The sequence below is a fragment of the Paenibacillus sp. Y412MC10 genome (assembly GCF_000024685.1).
Taxonomy (GTDB): Bacteria; Bacillota; Bacilli; order Paenibacillales; family Paenibacillaceae; genus Paenibacillus_AQ; species Paenibacillus_AQ lautus_A.
Map to the genome: position 1 here is coordinate 4,106,987 of NC_013406.1, position 17,007 is coordinate 4,123,993.

Genomic DNA, 17,007 nt, shown 5'->3' on the forward strand with positions numbered 1-17,007 from the left:
CTCACCCCTTGATTCCGCTGATTGCCATCGATTCGATAAAGTATCTTTGGCAGAAAAAGAACACGATGATCACCGGCACCATGGAAATGATGGCTGCGGCCATGATCATCGGATAATCCGACTGGCCGATGTACATCGCCTGCATGGAAGCGATCAGCACTTGAATCGTTTGCTTCTCGGGCGTATGCAGGTAAATCAGCGGGCCGAGAAAATCGTTCCAGATGCCCATAAAGCCGAGAGCGGCTTGGGCAGCGAGCGCTGGCTTCATGATCGGCAGCGCGATTTTGAAGAAGATGCCCGGAAAGCTGCAGCCGTCGATCTTCGCCGCTTCGATCAATTCGGTCGGCATCGCGCTCTGCAAATATTGGCGTATGAAAAAGATGACGACGATGTTGCCGAACAGGCCGGGTACGATGAGCGGCAGCAAGGTGTCTACCCAATCCAGCCTGGAAAACCCGATATACTGCGGTATCATTACCACCGAATACGGAATCATCATCGTTCCGAGCAAGCCCATGAAGAGCATGCCTTTGTAAGGGAATTCGAATTTGCCGAATGCATAGGCCGACATTGCGGATACCAGCATTCCTATGGTCAGGACGATCACCACGATGATCAAGCTGTTCATGAATCCATGCAGCAAAGGCGACTCCAGCCAAACCTTCGCATAGTTGCCGAACGTGATCGGTTCTGGAATCCATTGCGGAGGAATTTCGAATACGTTTCGCCGATCCTTCAACGAAGTCGAGATGGTCCAGATGAACGGAGCGATCATAAAGATCGATCCGAAAAGCAGCAGCAGCAGCGACCAGAGGTCCGTCATTTTTTCCCGTTTCACAGATTTCCCCCCTAGTCTTGGTAAACCCAGCGATTGGAAAGCTTGAATTGTATAAGCGTGACAACAAAGATGAGAATGCCCAGCACCCAGGCAACCGCGCTTGCATAACCCATGTTAAAGTACTGGAACGCATGCTGGAAAATATAATAGACCACCGTGGCCCCGCTATATTCAGGCCCGCCGTCTACCGCCAGCACGTAAATTTGGCTGAACGACTGGAACGCCCCGATGATGCCCATGACCACGACGAAAAAATGAATAGGCGTGAGCAGCGGGATGGTAATCCGCGTCAGCTTGTGCCATGCGCCAGCGCCGTCGATTTCCGCGGCTTCATAATACGTCGAGGAGATGGATTGCAGTCCTGCAAGGTACAGCACCATGTTTCCGCCGATGCCGCTCCAAAGCCCGATCAGGATTAACGAAGGCTTCACCCACTCCGGCTTACCCAGCCAGTTAGGGCCGGCAATGCCGAAAGTTTCCCACAGAAAATTGTTGAGCAAGCCGTAATCCTGATTTAATATCCACTGCCACAACAGCGATACGGCGATGACCGGCGAAATGACCGGAAGATAATAGATCGTGCGCATGAACGAGATGCCGGCGAATTTACGGTTCATCAGGATGGCCAGCAGCATCGAGAGCACCATGCCGATCGGAATGCCGATCATTAAATAAATCGTATTGTACATCGATTTGTACACTTTCTCGTCGCCCATAAGATCCTTATAGTTTGCGAGTCCCGCCCACTGCGGATCGGATAGCATATCCCATTTGTGAAAGCTGATATATATGGAGAACAAGATCGGCACAAGGCCGAACAAAAGAAACCCGAGAACCGGCGGAGCGACGAACAGATACAACCATGCCAGTTCTCTTCTGCGATACCCGCCAAGCTTGGTACCCATATTCCATTCCACCTTCGCCAGTATTCGATTGATCAGGACGTCTTGATACGGCGGGAGGCGCCGATATCCATGGCTGGCGCCCCGCCTGCTTCATTATTTATTGCCTTTGTCGTACAGCTCCTGCATCTTCGGCTGGATTTGGGCCGTAAAGTCTTTGGCCGACATCTCGCCGTTCCATACTTTACTCGCGTTCTGATTGAACGTATCCATCCATTGCGTATCCTTGGAGAAAGCTATAACGTTTGGTCGTCCGTAATCTTGGATAATGTCCAGAAAGACTTGGCGCGTCTGCGGCCCTTTGTCCATTTCCTTAAATTCGCCTTCGGCCATGTTGATCAGGTTGGGAACCGCCTGGCCGAGCTGGTAGTTTTCGCGCTGGCCTTGCTCATCCAGCGATAAGAAGGCGGCCAAATCGAACGCTTCCTGCGGGTGCTTGGATTTTGCCGATACGGCAAATCCCATTGAGCCGAGCCAGGTCGCCGTTTGTCCCGTGTTCGGGCTTGCCGGCCATGCCGCAATATCCCAATCGAAAGGCAGCTCCCAAAATGCCGGCTGATCCCACGGACCCATCGCAAACATGCCTAGCTGGCCGTTAATGAAGCGCGTATACGCATTCATCGCTTGTTCGGCTTCCTGATTCGGGCTGACCTTATACTTCAAGTTCAGGTCGGCAACAAATTGCATCGCCTCATAGAATGCGGGCTCGTTGACCTTTACCGTGCCGGTGGCGTAATCGATGTATTCGCCGCCGTTGCCCCAAACCGCCGATTCCAGACTGTAAGCGCCTACACCATACTGTTCAGGCTTTCCGTCGCCGTTGTTGTCGACCGTCAGCTTCTGGGCAGCTTCCAGCATGTCGTCCCAGGTCCATTCTCCAGCCGTGGCGGATGGATACGGCACGCCCGCATCGTCAAACAAATCCTTGTTGTATACGAAAGCCCACGGACCTACGTCCTTCGGCAGGCCGTACAAATCGCCCGCCCCGACCTTACTGCCGTCAAAACGATAGCGGTCCATGGCCTGCTTCCATACGTTATCGGGATTAAACAACGACGTCTGATCCAGGTATGACTGGATGTTGAGAAGGGTGCCGGCTTCGGCGAAACGGTAAAACTCCGGACCGCCGACATAGAATACGTCCGGCACTTTGCCTGAACTGATCAGCGTTGTCATCTTCTGCGAGTATTCGCCCGGCGGCACCGAAGTGTATTTAACCGTGACGTGCGGATACTTCTCCTCAAAGGAAGCGATCAGCTTTTCGAAAATCTTTTTTTCGTTCGGATTGCCGTGGCCCATAAACTCAATCGTGACGGGTTCCTTCTGGTCCGTACCGGTGGACGCTTCCTGACCTGGCTTCGACGCGTCCGGGTTGCTTGAAGCAGTCCCTCCGTTTGTTCCGTTGCTGCCCCCGCTGCAAGCGGATAACGCAAACACCAGCAGCAGCATCAACATACCTGCAAATTTGCTTTTCGTTTTCATGCGATCCCCCTCTTCTTTAACAAATGATTTGGTTGTAAGCGCTTTACGGAATCATAATAACTTATATTATTATAATTTTATATACTATATTTATTATAAAATTAGTGGTTTTCAGTGGCTTCACGGACGAACCTTTCATTCGTTTACCAGCATGACCGGCACCATAATCCTTCTTGCCTCAAAGGCTCCTTCAATTTGCTCGATCAGCAGCTCTACGGTCAGGCGGCACATTTCCTCTTCATTTTGACGGATAAACGGCACGTGCGGCAGATCCGGCGGATCGAACGTAATCAGCTCCAGATCCTCCGGTACGCGCTTACGGGATGCAACCGCCGCTTTATATGCACTTCGGCATAGCTCCGTATTGGCCGTAACGATGCCGGTAATTTCGGGATTGCCGTCTAAAAACTCCCTGATTTTATCGACGGAGTTGCCCGAGGCGATCTCCTCCAACGGGATTAGGCACCATAAGCTTTTGTCGATCGACATCCCGCGTTCCAGAAAAGCCTGCTCGAACCCTTGGGCTCTCTCGTCCGTCACGGTATTCGTAATCTCCGGTGAGATGAACGCGATCGACGAATGGCCATTGTTAATTAAATACTCCACGGCTTCCTTTGTCCCGTTGACGTTGTCCGAGCTTACGCTGTACGTCTTGATTTCCTTCAAAAACCGGTCGATCAGGACAAAAGGGAAACGGTCCAGCGACAGCCTTAAAATCGAATCGTTGTATGTCTCGTTTTCAACCGGAAAGATGATGATGCCGTCCACCCCCTGGTTCAAGAAGGACGAGATGACCTTGGACTCCTCGACCTGGGATTCTCGCGTAATTCTCAGCATCAGCTCAAAGCCGGCGGCGGTGGCATATTTCTCGATGTTGTCCAAAAATCGCTGGTCCACTTTCGTTTTCATCGTGGGCAGTACGAGTCCGATCCGTCCGCTTCTGCCCGGACCTGCCGTCCATTCGCCTAACTGATCGAGTGCGGAAGCGTTCTCCGGCCTGCTCATCACGAAGGTACCCTTGCCCTGGATCCGGACGAGCAAACCTTCCTCCATGAGTCCGACCAGCGCGTTTTTGCTTGTAATTTGACTGACGCGGTAACGTTCAGACAGTTCCTTCTCGGAAGGGACCCGGTCCCCTTCCCGCAGCTTGCCGATGGCGATCAGCCGCTTGATGTCTTCCTGGATTTTTTTATATAGCGGCAACGATTTCAACGCGCATCACAACCTTTATATTGTAAATAGTATATTTAGTATATTATTATAATATAACTTTCGAAATGTAAATATAAAACTGTACAAACCCGTGATTTGCCTCAAAATATACGAAAAAAAACGGCTGAACGAAGTTCAGACCGTTTTCACGATGATATTTCTCCTGTGTATCAAGCCAGTATCCTGGATGAACGGATCATTCCGGCCAAATCCATTGGACCGGGACGACCTCCCTTCGAGGCTCGTGCTTACCGGCCAGCTGTTCCGACAGCAGATCGACGGCACGCCGGGATACTTCATCCGGTTGCTGCCGGATATAAGGAATGCCTTCAATATCCGGATCGTCAAAGGCGGCGAGCTGCGGTTTGCTCTCCGTCGCCGGCCAAATTTCCCGCATGGCGTAATGGGCATAGCGGGCCAGCTCCGCATTCACGCAAAAGACCGCGGTTACATCACTGCAGCCCTGCAGAAAACGAAGGACCTCCTGCGGTCCGTGTCCCTCCTGAATCGTAACCAAATCCAGCAAGCACCATAGCCTTTTGTCTATCGGCAAGCCCTGCTCCAGAAATGCGGCTTCGAAGCCTTTGGCTCTTTCGTCCGTAACCGAATTCGTAATCTCCGGAGACAGGAAGGCAATGCGCCTGTGCCCCGTCGCAAGCAAACCGGATATGGCTTCGCGTACGCCCTCGTAATTATCAGAGCTGACGCTATAGGTCCGGATCTCCTTCAAAAAACGGTCGACCAGCACCAGGGGGACCTGATCAAGCGACAAACGCAAAATGGCGTTATTGTAGCTTTCCTGCTCGACCGGAAATATCAAAAAGCCATCGACTCCCCGTTCCCGGAACTGCTCGATCGCCCGGGATTCTTCCTCCTGCGATTCGCGTGAGATACGGATCAACAGATCATATTCTCTTTCCGCGCAGTAGCGTTCCAGGCCGTCCAGCAGCTGCTGGTCGATCTTGGTTTTCATCGTTGGCAATATGATCGCAATCGTTTTTTTCATATCCGTCCGGGGCTGCGGTCCTTCCGAAGAGCCCTGCTCCCTAACAAAGGTGCCTTTTCCCCGGTAACGCACCAGAAAACCTTCCTCCACCAAACCGTTGAGCGCGTTTTTGGATGTGATCTGGCTTACGCCGTACCGCTGAGCCAGCTCCTTCTCCGACGGTACCAAGGCACCTGCCGGAAGCTCGCCGCTCTGAATACTGCGCCGTATATCGTTCTGTATTTGTTTATATAACGGATGCTCCATGTCATACCTCGCTTTTTACGACTGTCCAAACTGAAAAATAATATATATTTAGTATATCTTAATTTATACTAACTGCGATACAATCCAATTTAGAAAGCGCTTTCTAATCTGGATTGGAAGGATTGTTGCTTATGGAACGGAACAAACGCTTTTGGAAGAGACCGCTTGCCTTTATCGTGATGCTTGCGCTTGCTTTAACGTCATTTCCGTTGTCGCCGGCTCATGCGGCCTCATCCGGTATGGCATGGGCTTCGCAGAAGATTGCAGTCTATACGCCGCCTTCAGGCGGCGTATGGTATCCTCGGCTGCTCAAGCTAACGCCGAGCGAATGGCTCGTATCGTTTGACACCAACGCCGGTGGTGGGAACACGCGTATCGTAGTCTCCCGGACGCAGGACGGCGGCTACACTTGGAGCAATCCGGCTACGGCCGTCTCAAGGAGCGCTGGAAATGTTGGGAACGGACAGATGATGAGGCTGCCGAGCGGAGAAATTTGGTTAGCCTACCGTCATGTCGTGCAGAACGGCTCGACCTATGATATCCAGCTAAACGTCCGGCGGAGCGTCGACGGCGGGTATACTTGGAGCGATTTGCCGGGCGGCTTGATCGGAAGTTCAACCGCCTCCAGTTTTAAAGGTCTGTGGGAGCCGCATTTGGAAATGATTAACGGCACGATAGCCGTCCTTTATGCAGATGACAATCCGGCGACGGTAGGTACGACCGGGCGGCAAAATTTGTACATGAAAACGTGGAACGGAAGCGGCTGGGGCAGCCGAATTACGGTCAGCGACGGCGTTGCCGCGGGTTCTCGCGATGGCATGCCGGTCATCACGCGGATGCAAGACGGCCGCTATATGACCGTATTCGAAGCGTCCGACGTCGCAGGACACCCTTTTGTCATTAAATATAAAATATCCCCGGACGGCTTGAATTGGTCGGTTCCGCGCCAAACGCTGTACGTGCCGGTCGGCAACGGCAAAAAAGCCGGTGCTCCTTTTGTCGTAACACTTCCCGACGGCCGTCTGATGGCCGCATTCCAAACCGATGAGAGCAGCGCCAATACAGGGGATCCCTACACTTCGATGTTTACCATGATCAGTTCCGACAACGGTGCGACATGGCAGTACAAAACCAACGTTTTTCCGGTATCCGATACGAAGTCTTCCAATTGGAACTCCCTGATGACCGTCGATTCGACCCGCGTCGCAGCCGTGACGAGCGCGACTGATCCGGTTAGCGGAATCTATCTGCGCTTTGGCTATACCGTTACTCCTTCGCAGACGAATCTCGTTAACAATCCCGGCTTTGAAACGGCGAACGTAGCTGGCTGGACCACGTACGGCGACGATTACCCGAACCGCATCCTGATTCACGGAGCCAATGACGGCGTCGGGCTTCCCGCGGCGGAAGGCTCTTACTTTGTTGGACTTGCGGGCACGAGCGGGCCTGCAACCGCCTACGTCGGCCAGACCATTACCGGTCTCGATAACGGTACGTATACGATGAGGGCCCGCATGCGTAGCAGCGGAGGCCAGAACAGCTGCGTCATGGAAGTGAAGGACTATGGCGGCGGGATGCGCCAAACGGGCTGCCCGGTCACGACGGCGTGGACGCCTGTCACGATCTCGAATATCCAAGTGACGGCGGGCAAGGCAACGATCGGGTTTTACGTGTCGAACTCCTCCTCTTCCCAATGGGCAGATATCGATCAGGTTGAGTTTTTTCGGAACTGAATGAGGTCAGCTCTCTGCCGAATCCCATCCGGGTCAAACAAACATTGGCAAACTGTCGTAAAGGGACACGCCAGCTAATAAATCCATGAAAGCGAATAATGAAAACTAAAAAGCCGCTCTTAGCGGCTTTTTAGTTTTCTCTTTTCCCAGTCAGTCTGACAATCATGATGGTTCCCGCATTTCACGCCCTTCTTACATCTCCTCTAATGTTGCCTCCGCCACAAGAAACGTGGTCCCGTCGTATTCATAGCGCAGCCGGACCTCTGCCGGAAAGTTGCCCGGCGATACCTGGATTGGCACCGAAGCATAGAGGGTGTTTTCTTCCACGGAATACCTGACAATGCTGCCAAGTGCGGGCTGGTCCAGCCAAAAACCGGCGTCCTCCTCTTTGTATTCAAAGCTGCGGGTTACGCCGCTCAACGTAAGTTGAAATATCCTTTTCCCGTCTTCCGCCGTCATATGGTAGCTTAGTCTGGATTGTGACGCAAGGACCGGGTCGGCTGCCATCACTTCGATGAGATCGTCGGTAAGAAGTTTCAATGCGGATTCGCGCATCCCTGTTCCGTAACCGGTTGTCAAAACGATTGCCAGTATATCCTTCTCCTTCCCGCTGCTGCCTGGGGACAGTATCGCGGTTTCCGGATAATAGGATTCGTTACTCACGCTGCTCCAATCTGCAAAGGTTCGTTCCGTGTCGCCATATTGAACATTGATCGAACGAATGGTTCCTGCCTCTTTGAACAGAGTACCCGTAATCTTCAGATCCAAGGCTGCATCTTCCTTTAAAGTAACGGTTGTTCCTTGATCGTCTCCAGCCTCGAAATCGTCCCGTGGTGTTCCCGTTTCGTCAGTGCTTATTAGTTGGATTTGCGAGATTCGGCGGGTATCATTACGAATCTTAACATCTATCGTTTCCTCATATACCATAGGGATCGAATCCCGGAGCAGCAGACGGAGCTTGTATACCGTTTGTTCAGCATCTGTCGTAATCTCGTTTACGTATATTTCATAAACCCAGGGACTGGACACATCATAGCGTTCAAGCGGCCATTTCACCTCGGGATGCTCCCAGATGTCCGGCGTCGGGCCGCCCCAGATGCCGATCTCCCGTTTCAAAAGCGCTGTCGCCAGCGCCACGATCGTACGGTCGCTCTCCTGCGAGACTTCTCGATCCGCAAGGTTCCACCAGTCGAAACCGCCTCCGGACCCGGATACGAAGCTGGATTGAAACGTCCCACCCTTGGATACAGCCGGACTTGGGCTTACCGGATTACCGTTAGGCACGGCCTGGTAACCGAACCAGATTCCAACCCCGAACAAGAGCAGCACTACGGGAACAAAGGCACCGATAGTTCGGATCCAGTCCCTGCGGAATCGTTTCTTTTCAACAACCTGAAGACGTTCCTCCACGGCCTCCATCATGTCAATCCGGAAACGCTGGTTCTTAAATGGCGGATCAGCCAGCCTTCGATTCCAATCCGGTCTCCAATCATTCATCCTCGATCGCTCCTTTCCATGCGGCGGCCACCTTCTGTTTGGCCCTGTAAATTCTGGACTTTACCGTGCCTGGCGAAAGGCCTGTAATGGCGGATATTTCATCTATGGATAGCTGATGATGCAGACTAAGCACGAGCGGATCTCGAAATTTAGCTGGCAGCTTCAGTACCTGCTTCCACAATTCATCGGCCTCTGCCCGTTCCAAATATTCCGCTTCGGCTGATGGCGAAATTGGAGTCCGCATGGCCCCCTTCTGCCCGGTGCCGGGAGATTGCTCGCCCATCAGCACCACTCTGCGCAGGAACGCTCGCTTCAGATAGGAAAGCGCGGTGTTGCGCGTGATTTTCAAAAGCCAGGTCTTGACGGAAGCCTCCCCCCGAAAGGAAGCAAAATGTTGATAGGCTTTAATAAACACATCCTGCGCGACATCATCCGCCGTGTGCGTGTTTCTAGTTATGGCGAAAGCATAGTTCCAGACGTCCTCCCCGTAGGATTCCATAAGCATCCGAATGTCCGAAGTTTTCAGCTCCGCGGAATGCTGCATCTGCATTTCCTTCAAAGCAGTTCTCCCCCCTCACCAAAACAGACTCCGTACGGTCGATGAAAGTTCCCGAAATTATATAAATTTGCATAGGTTCATACATATTGGTGCATTGTAGTAATGCAGCTTTTTACAATGGATATATCATCACATGGAGGGATCATTTTGGCAAAGAGCAAACAACAACAGGAAGCACATGGGATCGGACAAGTCGAGCAGCAGCTCAATCATCAAATGGAGGCTGCCGAAGAAATTCAAGGAACGTCGAATTTGGACCGGGAAATCAAAAAAGCCGCTAACCGGCAGGCTGATCCATTGAATGACCTTTCGAAATAAGGAGAATTGTCATGAATAAACAAAGAGCGATTGAAATTTCGGAATCGGCCATTATGAAACATGTAACTTATCAGGATACCCCCATTTATATCCAGCATGTGAATGAGGATGAAACCGCTCGGGTCTATCCGATCGGCAACTCGGAGCAGGAAATGACCGTCCCTTTATCCAGTCTCACGGAGCATCCGTAAGATAGAAGACATACCCTCTATAGCCGCTTCAAACCTTCAATAAAAAAACCCATCCAGATTCAGCGGATGGGATTTTTTTATTGCTAAAACGAAATATGATTCACGCCTATTCCTCCCAGATGATTTGGGTAATGATGGTATTCGTTGTCGGGATCAGAGCGCCTGTATTCATAGGAACCTGATAGAACATCCATGTTCGAACGGAGAATGCCGCTGTCCTGGTGACTTCTTCTCATCCGGCTTCAAATGGCGATTGACAGCTTCAACCAGACTCATTATGCTAGGGGCGTAATCGCTGTAATGGTTCATATGAAGATCCGTGCGGATGGTTGAATGAATAAGGGGTGTTGGCCGAAATGAGAAAGTCATTGCATTTTAAGTCGAATGGCACGTTTAAGATCGTACAGTTTACCGACACGGAGTTTTGTGAACCGGATGAGGAAGAACTGCAGATGAAGGCCATGATGAAGAGAATACTGGAGAAGGAACAGCCGGATTTAGTGATTTATACCGGTGATGTCATTGCAAGCAACAAAAGTCCGAATCCCGTTCAAGCTTTTAAAGATGCGGTATCGGTCCCCGAAGAAATGCACATTCCATGGGCCGCCGTATTCGGCAATCATGATTCCGAAGCTGCTGAAATGACACGTGAGCAGCTGCACTATCTCCAGCTATCACATCGGTATTGTTATGCACAGCCCGATCCGCCGAATGTCCATGGGGTAGGCAATTATGTGCTTGAAATTTTGGATAGGCTTCACCAGCCTGCTGCCGCCTTGTTTTTTCTGGATTCGGGGAGCTACTCACCGCTTGAGCATATGCGGGTTGGACTCTATGACTGGATACGCCGAAGTCAGATCGCATGGTATACGGAAGCGTCTCATCGTCTGACCGCTCGAAACGGAGGTGAGCCCCTCCCTTCACTCGGCTTCTTTCATATTCCTCTGCCGGAATACAATGACATCTGGGATTTCTCGGTCTGTTACGGACAGAAGTTAGACGCCTATTGCTGCGCACCGCTCATCAATACCGGATTTTTTGCAGCCATGCTGGAAATGGGCGATATCATGGGAACTTTTGTTGGCCATGACCATGGGAACGATTTCTGGGGGACGCTGCATGGAATCCGTCTTTGTTATGGTCGTACGTCCCGCAATGCTTATCTGGATCGACCTTTTCAACCTGGAGCAAGGGTGATCCAATTAACGGAAGGCCAGCGGAGCTTTGAAACATGGCTTCATCTAGAAGATGGAACCATCGTTCATGATCAGCCTGCGCATTTACCCGAAGGGCGCGCTCTTAAGATCGAATCGACTTAGACTGAATTGTCTGTATCTATTTAGATCGCACTAAAAGGCGGTTAAAGTTTTGGATACAAAAAAAAGGGGATGCCCCAAAAGGTCCATGGACCTGGGGCGCCCCCTGTCTGTCGTATGATACTGCGTGTAGTGAATAAGAAGTTACGTGTCCTTCATCGGTACAATGTTACCCTCAATCATCGTCCACTGCACTTGATACCGTTCATCCATCAGAACGAGATCCGCATCGTAACCGACCTCGATTTTTCCTTTGCTATATAAACCTAGAATATGGGCAGGCGTTGTTGAAGCCATGCGCACGGCATTCTCCATCGAAATGCCGTTGGCTTCGGTCAGACGCAACGCTTCATTCATAGTCACGGTACTCGATGCTAAAGTGCCATCCGCAAGCCTGGCGATCCCCTCGGAAACGGTGACCTGATGACCACCAAACATATAATTTCCATCACCTAATCCCATCGCCTGAAGCGCATCCGTAATAAGCACCATGCCTTCCGGCCCTTTGAGACGATGCATTAATCTGACAATGGCCGGATGAAGATGGACTTGATCGACAATCGCTTGCAGGCTTACATGCGGTTCTTCGAACGCGGCTACAATCAGTCCGGGATCTCGATGGTGAATCGGTCTCATGCCGTTAAAGCAATGGGTTACATGACTCGCTCCGGCTGTAAAAGCCAGCTTTGCTTCCTCGTAAGTGGCATCGGAATGAGCTACGGCGATCACAACGCCCTGCTCTTTCAGGAAGGATATAAGCTCCAAGCCTCCAGGCAATTCCGGGGCGATCGTTACCATTTTAATGAGCGAACCCGCTTCCTGAAAAATCAACTTCATTTCTTCCAGATTCGGGTGGCGAAGATATTTCTCGTTTTGCATCCCTTTACGCTTCGGATTCAAATAAGGGCCTTCCAAATGAATGCCGGCGATCCTTGCCCCTTGTTCTCGTCCGATGACACCTTTTACGCTGCGAATCATGTTCATCAGATCCTCTATCGTAGAACTCACGGAAGTTGCCAGAAACGAGGTACAGCCGGTTGCCGCGCAAGAGCGTGACACTTCTTGAATGCTGTCCTCGGTTCCGTCCATCATGTCATAGCCATTGGCCCCATGGATATGAACATCAATCATCCCCGGTATAAGCCACATTCCGTTTCCATCAATCCGTTCATCATCGCCTTCGATGGTTTCAATTTCTTGCGTTGGTTCTATTCTCTTCAACTTTCCGTTCGAAATCCAAACCGTTGCAGAAGGAAGTATTCGATGAGGTAGGTGGACTTTGACATGTTGAATGATTTTGTTGTTCATTATTGCTCAACTCCGTCCTGTGGGTTATGAGTCTGGCATTCTATGAGCGTAATATTTTTCTGGTCTAATATTTCTTGTATGTCAACGGGAATCAATTGATCGGTTACAATAATATCCACATAATCAAAGTCCAGCTTGAACCTTGATTTCACCGTGAATTTGGTATGATCCGCAACAAGTATGACCTGATCCGAGCGCCGGGCCATTTCCCTCTTCACCCGGACATCTTCTTCATATGGATAATAGAGTCCGTCTGGCCGGATTGCCGTTGCACCGATGAACGCTTTGTCGGCACGGATTTCACTTATTTTATCGATGACGGAAGGACCGTATAATAATCGATTTTGGGTATGCAGATAACCGCCGAGCACGTAGATGCTCAGATCTTCTCGTTTGGAAAGTATCCCTACATTATCTATGGAGTGCGTAACCGCTGTTATATGTTTCGCTTGAATATGCTCCGCAACAAATTGTACGGTCGTAGATACGTCCAAAAACACCGTTTCGTGGTCCCGAATCAGTTTAGCGGCATGCTCGCCAATCACGTTCTTGCCCGCGGGCTCATCAACAAGTCGTTCCTGATAAGAAGTCAGTTCCTTTTGCAGATCAGGCCAGGCTACTCCTCCATGTGTTCGAACAACCACTCCTTCTTGAACTAATCTGACAATATCCCTGCGTGCGGTATCCCGCGACACTTGAAAAAACGAGCAGATCTCGCCAACACTCATCGTTTTATGTTGTTTTAAATAATCCAGGATTTTTACGAGTCGTTCCTCTTGGAACACATCTCATCCCTCCCCTGTTTAAGCATTCACATCATATTTATAAGTATATATAAGTAATTAATAACAAACAATAAGTATTTGTAAGTTTATTCATGTTATTATAAAAACTAAAAAAACCACGATCATCATGGTTTTTTTAGTAGACATATGTTAGCTCTTCGACATTTCCCGCTCCGGTAATCGTGATGTAAGTCACTACTCATAGCTTGGATGAAGATAGACTCCTTCTTGCCTGAAGCAGCCCCCTTACCGTCGATGCATAGAACCCGTTAATAAGTAAATGACTGCTGGATTGTACCAATCCGTGCACTTAAATATTGATTTTCTTGATATCTCATATTTTCGAACGCCTGCACAGCGGCATTGGCTACATCGATGTCTTGTGCGCTAGTTCCTCCGCTTACACCAATGCCGCCGACAACCCTGCCTTCGTGAACGAGCGGAATCCCCCCGCCAAGGATGACGACTCTACCCTGATTCGTTGTATTAATGCCAAATGTTGCTCCGCCCGGAAGCGCAGATTGCGCTAAATTCGCCGTCGGCATTTGCATCGCTACGCTGGTCCACGCTTTGCCAATGGCAATATCGATGCCTGCTATTCTCGCGTTATCCATCCGATGAAAAGCAATGAGGTTCCCCCCTTCATCGACGATCGCTACATCAGAATTAAGACCCATTTGTCGTGCTTGGTGTTCAGCAGTTTCCAATAACTTCTTAGCCGCAGTTAAAGTGAGTTTGTACATGGTAGCTCTCCTTTGCATAGAAGAAATACTACATTATATTGCCATTGCCTATATAGGTGAATTGCCCACTACCAGTACTTCCGGAATGCTTATTAAAGAAATGTCTCGGACACCCATACAAAAAACTTTTCCTTCTCTTCAAATTGCGGATAATGGGCAGATTGATCAAACGCGATAAACTCCTTCTGATCGGCTTCGAGCTTATCGAAAAATTCTTTTGCTGCATGGGAGGACGTCATATAGTCATAATCGCCCATGATAAAGTAGCAGGGTATTTCAAGTTTCGTTACAAGCGTTGGCAGCGGATGTTCTATAACTTCCTGCAACAAAACCTTTTGAGAAAAAGATATTCCGACGTTATATCGAATAACGTCCATTAAGTTATACTCGCTGCTTAATAGCATCCCAAGACTATTGCCGTCGGGACTGTCAATAAGTCTTGAAGCTCCGCCATATTGAATGACATAATTTCGTGGAGTGAACATTTCGCCCTTTTTGATTTTATCGGTTAGTCCTTGCAGATATAAGACGTCTTCCGCGTTGCCAGCCTGTTGAGCTTGGCTGATTAAGTAGGTCAAGCTGTCGATCTCGCTTGTTACGGTATCCCCCATCTGACCAATCCCCACGTAAGCCTCATATTTTTCGGGTGCCTTTTGGGCCGCCTGTGCAGCAATGTACGTGCCATAAGAATGTCCCATGAGGATTACCTTTTCTTTGCCCAGGCGCTCCGAAACATAATCCGTTATAGCCAATAAGTCATTTACCAGCAGTTCCGATGAAAGATCAGCGTAATCCTCAAAAAAATGATAGGATTTTCCGCTTGCCCTTTGGTCATAATGAACAACCGTGAATCGGGCTTCCAACAGGTCCTGATATGTATCGACATATGGTATCTCCGGGGCTCCAGGTCCACCGTGTACAAATAGAATCACAGGATTCTCCTTGTCATTGCCGCGTATCATCATTTCTTGCTTGCTTCCATTGATCTCTACTTGTTCTAATATGCTAATACTATTTTCGCCTTTGATGGACGATGTCCATGTAGGGAAAAATAGGGCTGTTATGAGTAGCGCTATCAGGGTTACTCCGGTAATTTTTAATATTTTTTTCAATTTTCTCATGATCTTAGGACACCTTTCTGCTAAAAGTTTGAAGTAAATGCTGAAGATTCAATGTAGGATGTCATACATCTCATTGTACCTTAGGCTTGTTTACTCCAAATCCTTCCTGAGGCTGAATTGGACCTAGACCCGAGTCGAAGAAATCGGCGACATTAGAACAACGCTAATAACAAAAAAAGCCGCGATGTCCGCGACTTATTTGGCACCATGTTGAGTTCCTCCCCATTTGAATGAAGGCTGTGTACTCCTGGTGCAATGGCTATTCGACTAGTGCATAGGCAAATGCTGGTCCCAACCGTTCGATAACTCGATCCAATTGTCCGGTTAAATAAGGCGATACCTCACCCAGCCCGGCTAAAGCTTCTAACAAGGGGAAGGTTTGCCCGCCCCAAGGGCCATGTGGATCATGGACCTGTCTGCCGATCCGCAAGCCATCCGTTTCGATGTAAATCTTCAACCGTTCCACACCTTCCACAAACAGGTCGACCGGCAGCGCTTTGTTTCTGCGCCGGGACCATTCTGCCAAGAAGGACATCCCGCGTAGGATATCATATTCAAAAAAACGCGGAAAGCACGGCTTCAGCCAATCCATATCCAGAACGCCGCCATGCTGTTTCGAACACACTAGACGATGCTCGATCAAATACCGGGCGCCTTCATCTAAGAAAGCGGCTTCCTGTTCGGTGAATTCACGGTCTGTATGCCATAAGATCGCTTCCAGCGGGGGAAGCGTTGAAATGATAGAGCTTTTTTTTGAATGAATGTAAGCTTCCGGCTCGCAGTTCAATCCGCCGTCTGGCAGTTGATGCTTTAAGAGCCATTCACGAATCCAGGGCAGCTCCGTGTCCACATCACAGCCATATGCTTTCAGAATCATATAGAATACGGCAAGTTCACAATGGCAGTAATCCATCTTCAACCGGTCACTATCTTTGGTTGGCTGGTCATCGGCTGTAATGACGAAGGTCCGCCAAACCTTGGTTTCGAGTAGATGTTTAGCCCTGGCGATAACCGATTCCGGGATCAGCTTCACCTCTCCCATTTCGTATAGAGCGGCCATATGCCACCAAGCGCCATCCCATTTATGGCGGCTGTTCTCGCCGTGAGCCGTCTCCCATTGCGAAGTAGATTCAAGGAATTGGATTGATTCTTCAATTGCCAAACGGATTCTCTGATTAGATTCCATTCTACATCTCCTTCTTGGACACTTTCCGGTTCACGCTTCCGTCATTCGGATTTCGATTTCCTTAATCACCCTGGCTGGATTGCCCCCGACGACCACATTATCGGGTATGTCCTTGGTATCGGGGCATCCACTTCCTAATTCAAGTGTCTGTTAGCCCGGCTAATGAACATTGCATTTTCATTTTTAGGATCATGTCGGAAATTTCCCTTTAAGATAGGAGTTCCATAGGTTATTGATAAATTCAATCTGAACGTTGTTCTCCAGCGCCGTGGAAATCAGGCACAAGTCGTCGGATACATAACCCGCCAGTTCAGCATTCCGGGTGATCCTGAACGTTTGCTTGAATGCATATTCCCGAATATCTCGGGTTGTCTGACTTTCAGTGGGACTAAGTTCATGCAATTTCTCGTAACTTGAGTTCCATGCCGAGTCAAATTCATGCGTGTCCCGCGCATCTAATTCGGCATCCCAATCCACTTCGTTATCGCAGACCTTTTCAAAAAAGCTGCCTGCGCTGATCGTCGAAAACATCTTAGCCGCTGTCATCAAGACTTCCCTCCTCCT

Annotated in this window: 17 protein-coding genes and 1 pseudogene; 4 read left to right on the top strand and 14 right to left on the bottom strand. The window is 49.8% G+C overall.

Annotated features, from left to right (window positions below):
- Nucleotide 1: 1 nt before the first annotated feature.
- The 5 genes from GYMC10_RS17635 to GYMC10_RS17655 all read right to left on the bottom strand — a co-directional run bounded on the left by GYMC10_RS17635 (nucleotide 2) and on the right by GYMC10_RS17655 (nucleotide 5,686).
- Nucleotides 2-838: a carbohydrate ABC transporter permease gene (locus GYMC10_RS17635; protein WP_015735774.1), complete on the bottom strand. Its 837-nt coding sequence runs from the start codon at nucleotides 836-838 to the stop codon at nucleotides 2-4.
- Nucleotides 839-849: 11 nt separating this feature from the next.
- Nucleotides 850-1,743: a carbohydrate ABC transporter permease gene (locus GYMC10_RS17640; RefSeq protein WP_015735775.1), complete on the bottom strand. Its 894-nt coding sequence runs from the start codon at nucleotides 1,741-1,743 to the stop codon at nucleotides 850-852.
- Between the two features lie 93 nt (nucleotides 1,744-1,836).
- Nucleotides 1,837-3,222 carry an ABC transporter substrate-binding protein gene (locus GYMC10_RS17645; RefSeq protein WP_015735776.1) on the bottom strand — a complete coding sequence of 462 codons (1,386 nt, stop codon included), beginning with the start codon at nucleotides 3,220-3,222 and terminating at the stop codon, nucleotides 1,837-1,839.
- Between the two features lie 135 nt (nucleotides 3,223-3,357).
- A complete protein-coding gene (locus GYMC10_RS17650; RefSeq protein WP_015735777.1) occupies nucleotides 3,358-4,434 on the bottom strand; it encodes a GntR family transcriptional regulator in 1,077 nt (358 codons plus the stop codon).
- 196 nt (nucleotides 4,435-4,630) lie between these two features.
- A complete protein-coding gene (locus GYMC10_RS17655) occupies nucleotides 4,631-5,686 on the bottom strand; it encodes a GntR family transcriptional regulator (RefSeq protein ID WP_015735778.1) in 1,056 nt (351 codons plus the stop codon).
- Between the two features lie 131 nt (nucleotides 5,687-5,817).
- On the opposite strand from GYMC10_RS17655, the gene GYMC10_RS17660 reads away from it, so the two are divergent.
- Nucleotides 5,818-7,419 (top strand): hypothetical protein, encoded by a 1,602-nt coding sequence (locus tag GYMC10_RS17660; protein WP_015735779.1) that lies wholly within the window; start codon nucleotides 5,818-5,820, stop codon nucleotides 7,417-7,419.
- A 192-nt stretch (nucleotides 7,420-7,611) separates the two neighbouring features.
- On the opposite strand, the gene GYMC10_RS17665 is transcribed toward GYMC10_RS17660, so the two are convergent.
- Nucleotides 7,612-8,916: a hypothetical protein gene (locus GYMC10_RS17665; protein WP_015735780.1), complete on the bottom strand. Its 1,305-nt coding sequence runs from the start codon at nucleotides 8,914-8,916 to the stop codon at nucleotides 7,612-7,614.
- A complete protein-coding gene (locus GYMC10_RS17670) occupies nucleotides 8,909-9,475 on the bottom strand; it encodes an RNA polymerase sigma factor (RefSeq protein ID WP_036660795.1) in 567 nt (188 codons plus the stop codon). The genes GYMC10_RS17665 and GYMC10_RS17670 overlap by 8 nt, the downstream gene beginning before the upstream one ends.
- Nucleotides 9,476-9,622: 147 nt before the next feature.
- Between GYMC10_RS17670 and GYMC10_RS32305 the strand changes: the two genes are divergently transcribed.
- From GYMC10_RS32305 to GYMC10_RS17680, 3 genes are all read left to right on the top strand, one after another.
- Nucleotides 9,623-9,793, top strand: coding sequence for a hypothetical protein (locus GYMC10_RS32305; protein WP_015735782.1), 171 nt, complete (start codon nucleotides 9,623-9,625; stop codon nucleotides 9,791-9,793).
- Nucleotides 9,794-9,804: 11 nt separating this feature from the next.
- Entirely contained in the window at nucleotides 9,805-9,984 is a 180-nt protein-coding gene (locus tag GYMC10_RS17675; RefSeq protein WP_009592545.1) for an H-type small acid-soluble spore protein, read from the top strand.
- A gap of 356 nt (nucleotides 9,985-10,340) precedes the next feature.
- Entirely contained in the window at nucleotides 10,341-11,303 is a 963-nt protein-coding gene (locus GYMC10_RS17680) for a metallophosphoesterase family protein (RefSeq protein WP_036660798.1), read from the top strand.
- A 141-nt stretch (nucleotides 11,304-11,444) separates the two neighbouring features.
- Here GYMC10_RS17680 and nagA read toward each other — a convergent pair whose 3' ends face one another.
- From nagA to GYMC10_RS17710, 7 genes and pseudogenes are all read right to left on the bottom strand, one after another.
- Nucleotides 11,445-12,608 (bottom strand): N-acetylglucosamine-6-phosphate deacetylase, encoded by a 1,164-nt coding sequence (gene nagA, locus GYMC10_RS17685; protein ID WP_015735784.1) that lies wholly within the window; start codon nucleotides 12,606-12,608, stop codon nucleotides 11,445-11,447.
- Complete coding sequence (locus GYMC10_RS17690) at nucleotides 12,608-13,393, bottom strand: DeoR/GlpR family DNA-binding transcription regulator (protein ID WP_015735785.1); 786 nt, start codon at nucleotides 13,391-13,393, stop codon at nucleotides 12,608-12,610. Before GYMC10_RS17690 ends, nagA begins: the two co-directional genes overlap by 1 nt.
- 269 nt (nucleotides 13,394-13,662) lie before the next feature.
- Nucleotides 13,663-14,136 carry a GlcG/HbpS family heme-binding protein gene (locus tag GYMC10_RS17695; protein WP_015735786.1) on the bottom strand — a complete coding sequence of 158 codons (474 nt, stop codon included), beginning with the start codon at nucleotides 14,134-14,136 and terminating at the stop codon, nucleotides 13,663-13,665.
- Between the two features lie 92 nt (nucleotides 14,137-14,228).
- The gene (locus GYMC10_RS17700) at nucleotides 14,229-15,257 is read right to left on the bottom strand and encodes an alpha/beta fold hydrolase (protein ID WP_015735787.1); all 1,029 of its coding nucleotides are present in this window, start codon (nucleotides 15,255-15,257) and stop codon (nucleotides 14,229-14,231) included.
- A 259-nt stretch (nucleotides 15,258-15,516) separates the two neighbouring features.
- The gene (locus GYMC10_RS17705) at nucleotides 15,517-16,443 is read right to left on the bottom strand and encodes a hypothetical protein (protein ID WP_015735788.1); all 927 of its coding nucleotides are present in this window, start codon (nucleotides 16,441-16,443) and stop codon (nucleotides 15,517-15,519) included.
- Nucleotides 16,444-16,473: 30 nt separating this feature from the next.
- Nucleotides 16,474-16,575 (bottom strand): annotated as a pseudogene (locus tag GYMC10_RS33330) (acetyltransferase); the annotation flags it as partial.
- A 57-nt stretch (nucleotides 16,576-16,632) separates the two neighbouring features.
- Nucleotides 16,633-16,989, bottom strand: coding sequence for a hypothetical protein (locus GYMC10_RS17710; protein ID WP_015735789.1), 357 nt, complete (start codon nucleotides 16,987-16,989; stop codon nucleotides 16,633-16,635).
- Between the last annotated feature and the right edge of the window lie 18 nt (nucleotides 16,990-17,007).

Excerpts from the sequence above, each read along its gene's own strand:
- GYMC10_RS17640 (WP_015735775.1), bottom strand. The coding sequence starts at position 1,743 with ATGGGTACCAAGCTTGGCGGGTATCGCAGAAGAGAACTGGCATGGTTG.
- GYMC10_RS17645 (WP_015735776.1), bottom strand. The coding sequence starts at position 3,222 with ATGAAAACGAAAAGCAAATTTGCAGGTATGTTGATGCTGCTGCTGGTG.
- GYMC10_RS17655 (WP_015735778.1), bottom strand. The coding sequence starts at position 5,686 with ATGGAGCATCCGTTATATAAACAAATACAGAACGATATACGGCGCAGT.
- GYMC10_RS17660 (WP_015735779.1), top strand. The coding sequence starts at position 5,818 with ATGGAACGGAACAAACGCTTTTGGAAGAGACCGCTTGCCTTTATCGTG.
- GYMC10_RS17665 (WP_015735780.1), bottom strand. The coding sequence starts at position 8,916 with ATGAATGATTGGAGACCGGATTGGAATCGAAGGCTGGCTGATCCGCCA.
- GYMC10_RS17675 (WP_009592545.1), top strand. The coding sequence starts at position 9,805 with ATGAATAAACAAAGAGCGATTGAAATTTCGGAATCGGCCATTATGAAA.
- GYMC10_RS17680 (WP_036660798.1), top strand. The coding sequence starts at position 10,341 with ATGAGAAAGTCATTGCATTTTAAGTCGAATGGCACGTTTAAGATCGTA.
- nagA (WP_015735784.1), bottom strand. The coding sequence starts at position 12,608 with ATGAACAACAAAATCATTCAACATGTCAAAGTCCACCTACCTCATCGA.
- GYMC10_RS17695 (WP_015735786.1), bottom strand. The coding sequence starts at position 14,136 with ATGTACAAACTCACTTTAACTGCGGCTAAGAAGTTATTGGAAACTGCT.
- GYMC10_RS17700 (WP_015735787.1), bottom strand. The coding sequence starts at position 15,257 with ATGAGAAAATTGAAAAAAATATTAAAAATTACCGGAGTAACCCTGATA.
- GYMC10_RS17705 (WP_015735788.1), bottom strand. The coding sequence starts at position 16,443 with ATGGAATCTAATCAGAGAATCCGTTTGGCAATTGAAGAATCAATCCAA.
- GYMC10_RS17710 (WP_015735789.1), bottom strand. The coding sequence starts at position 16,989 with ATGACAGCGGCTAAGATGTTTTCGACGATCAGCGCAGGCAGCTTTTTT.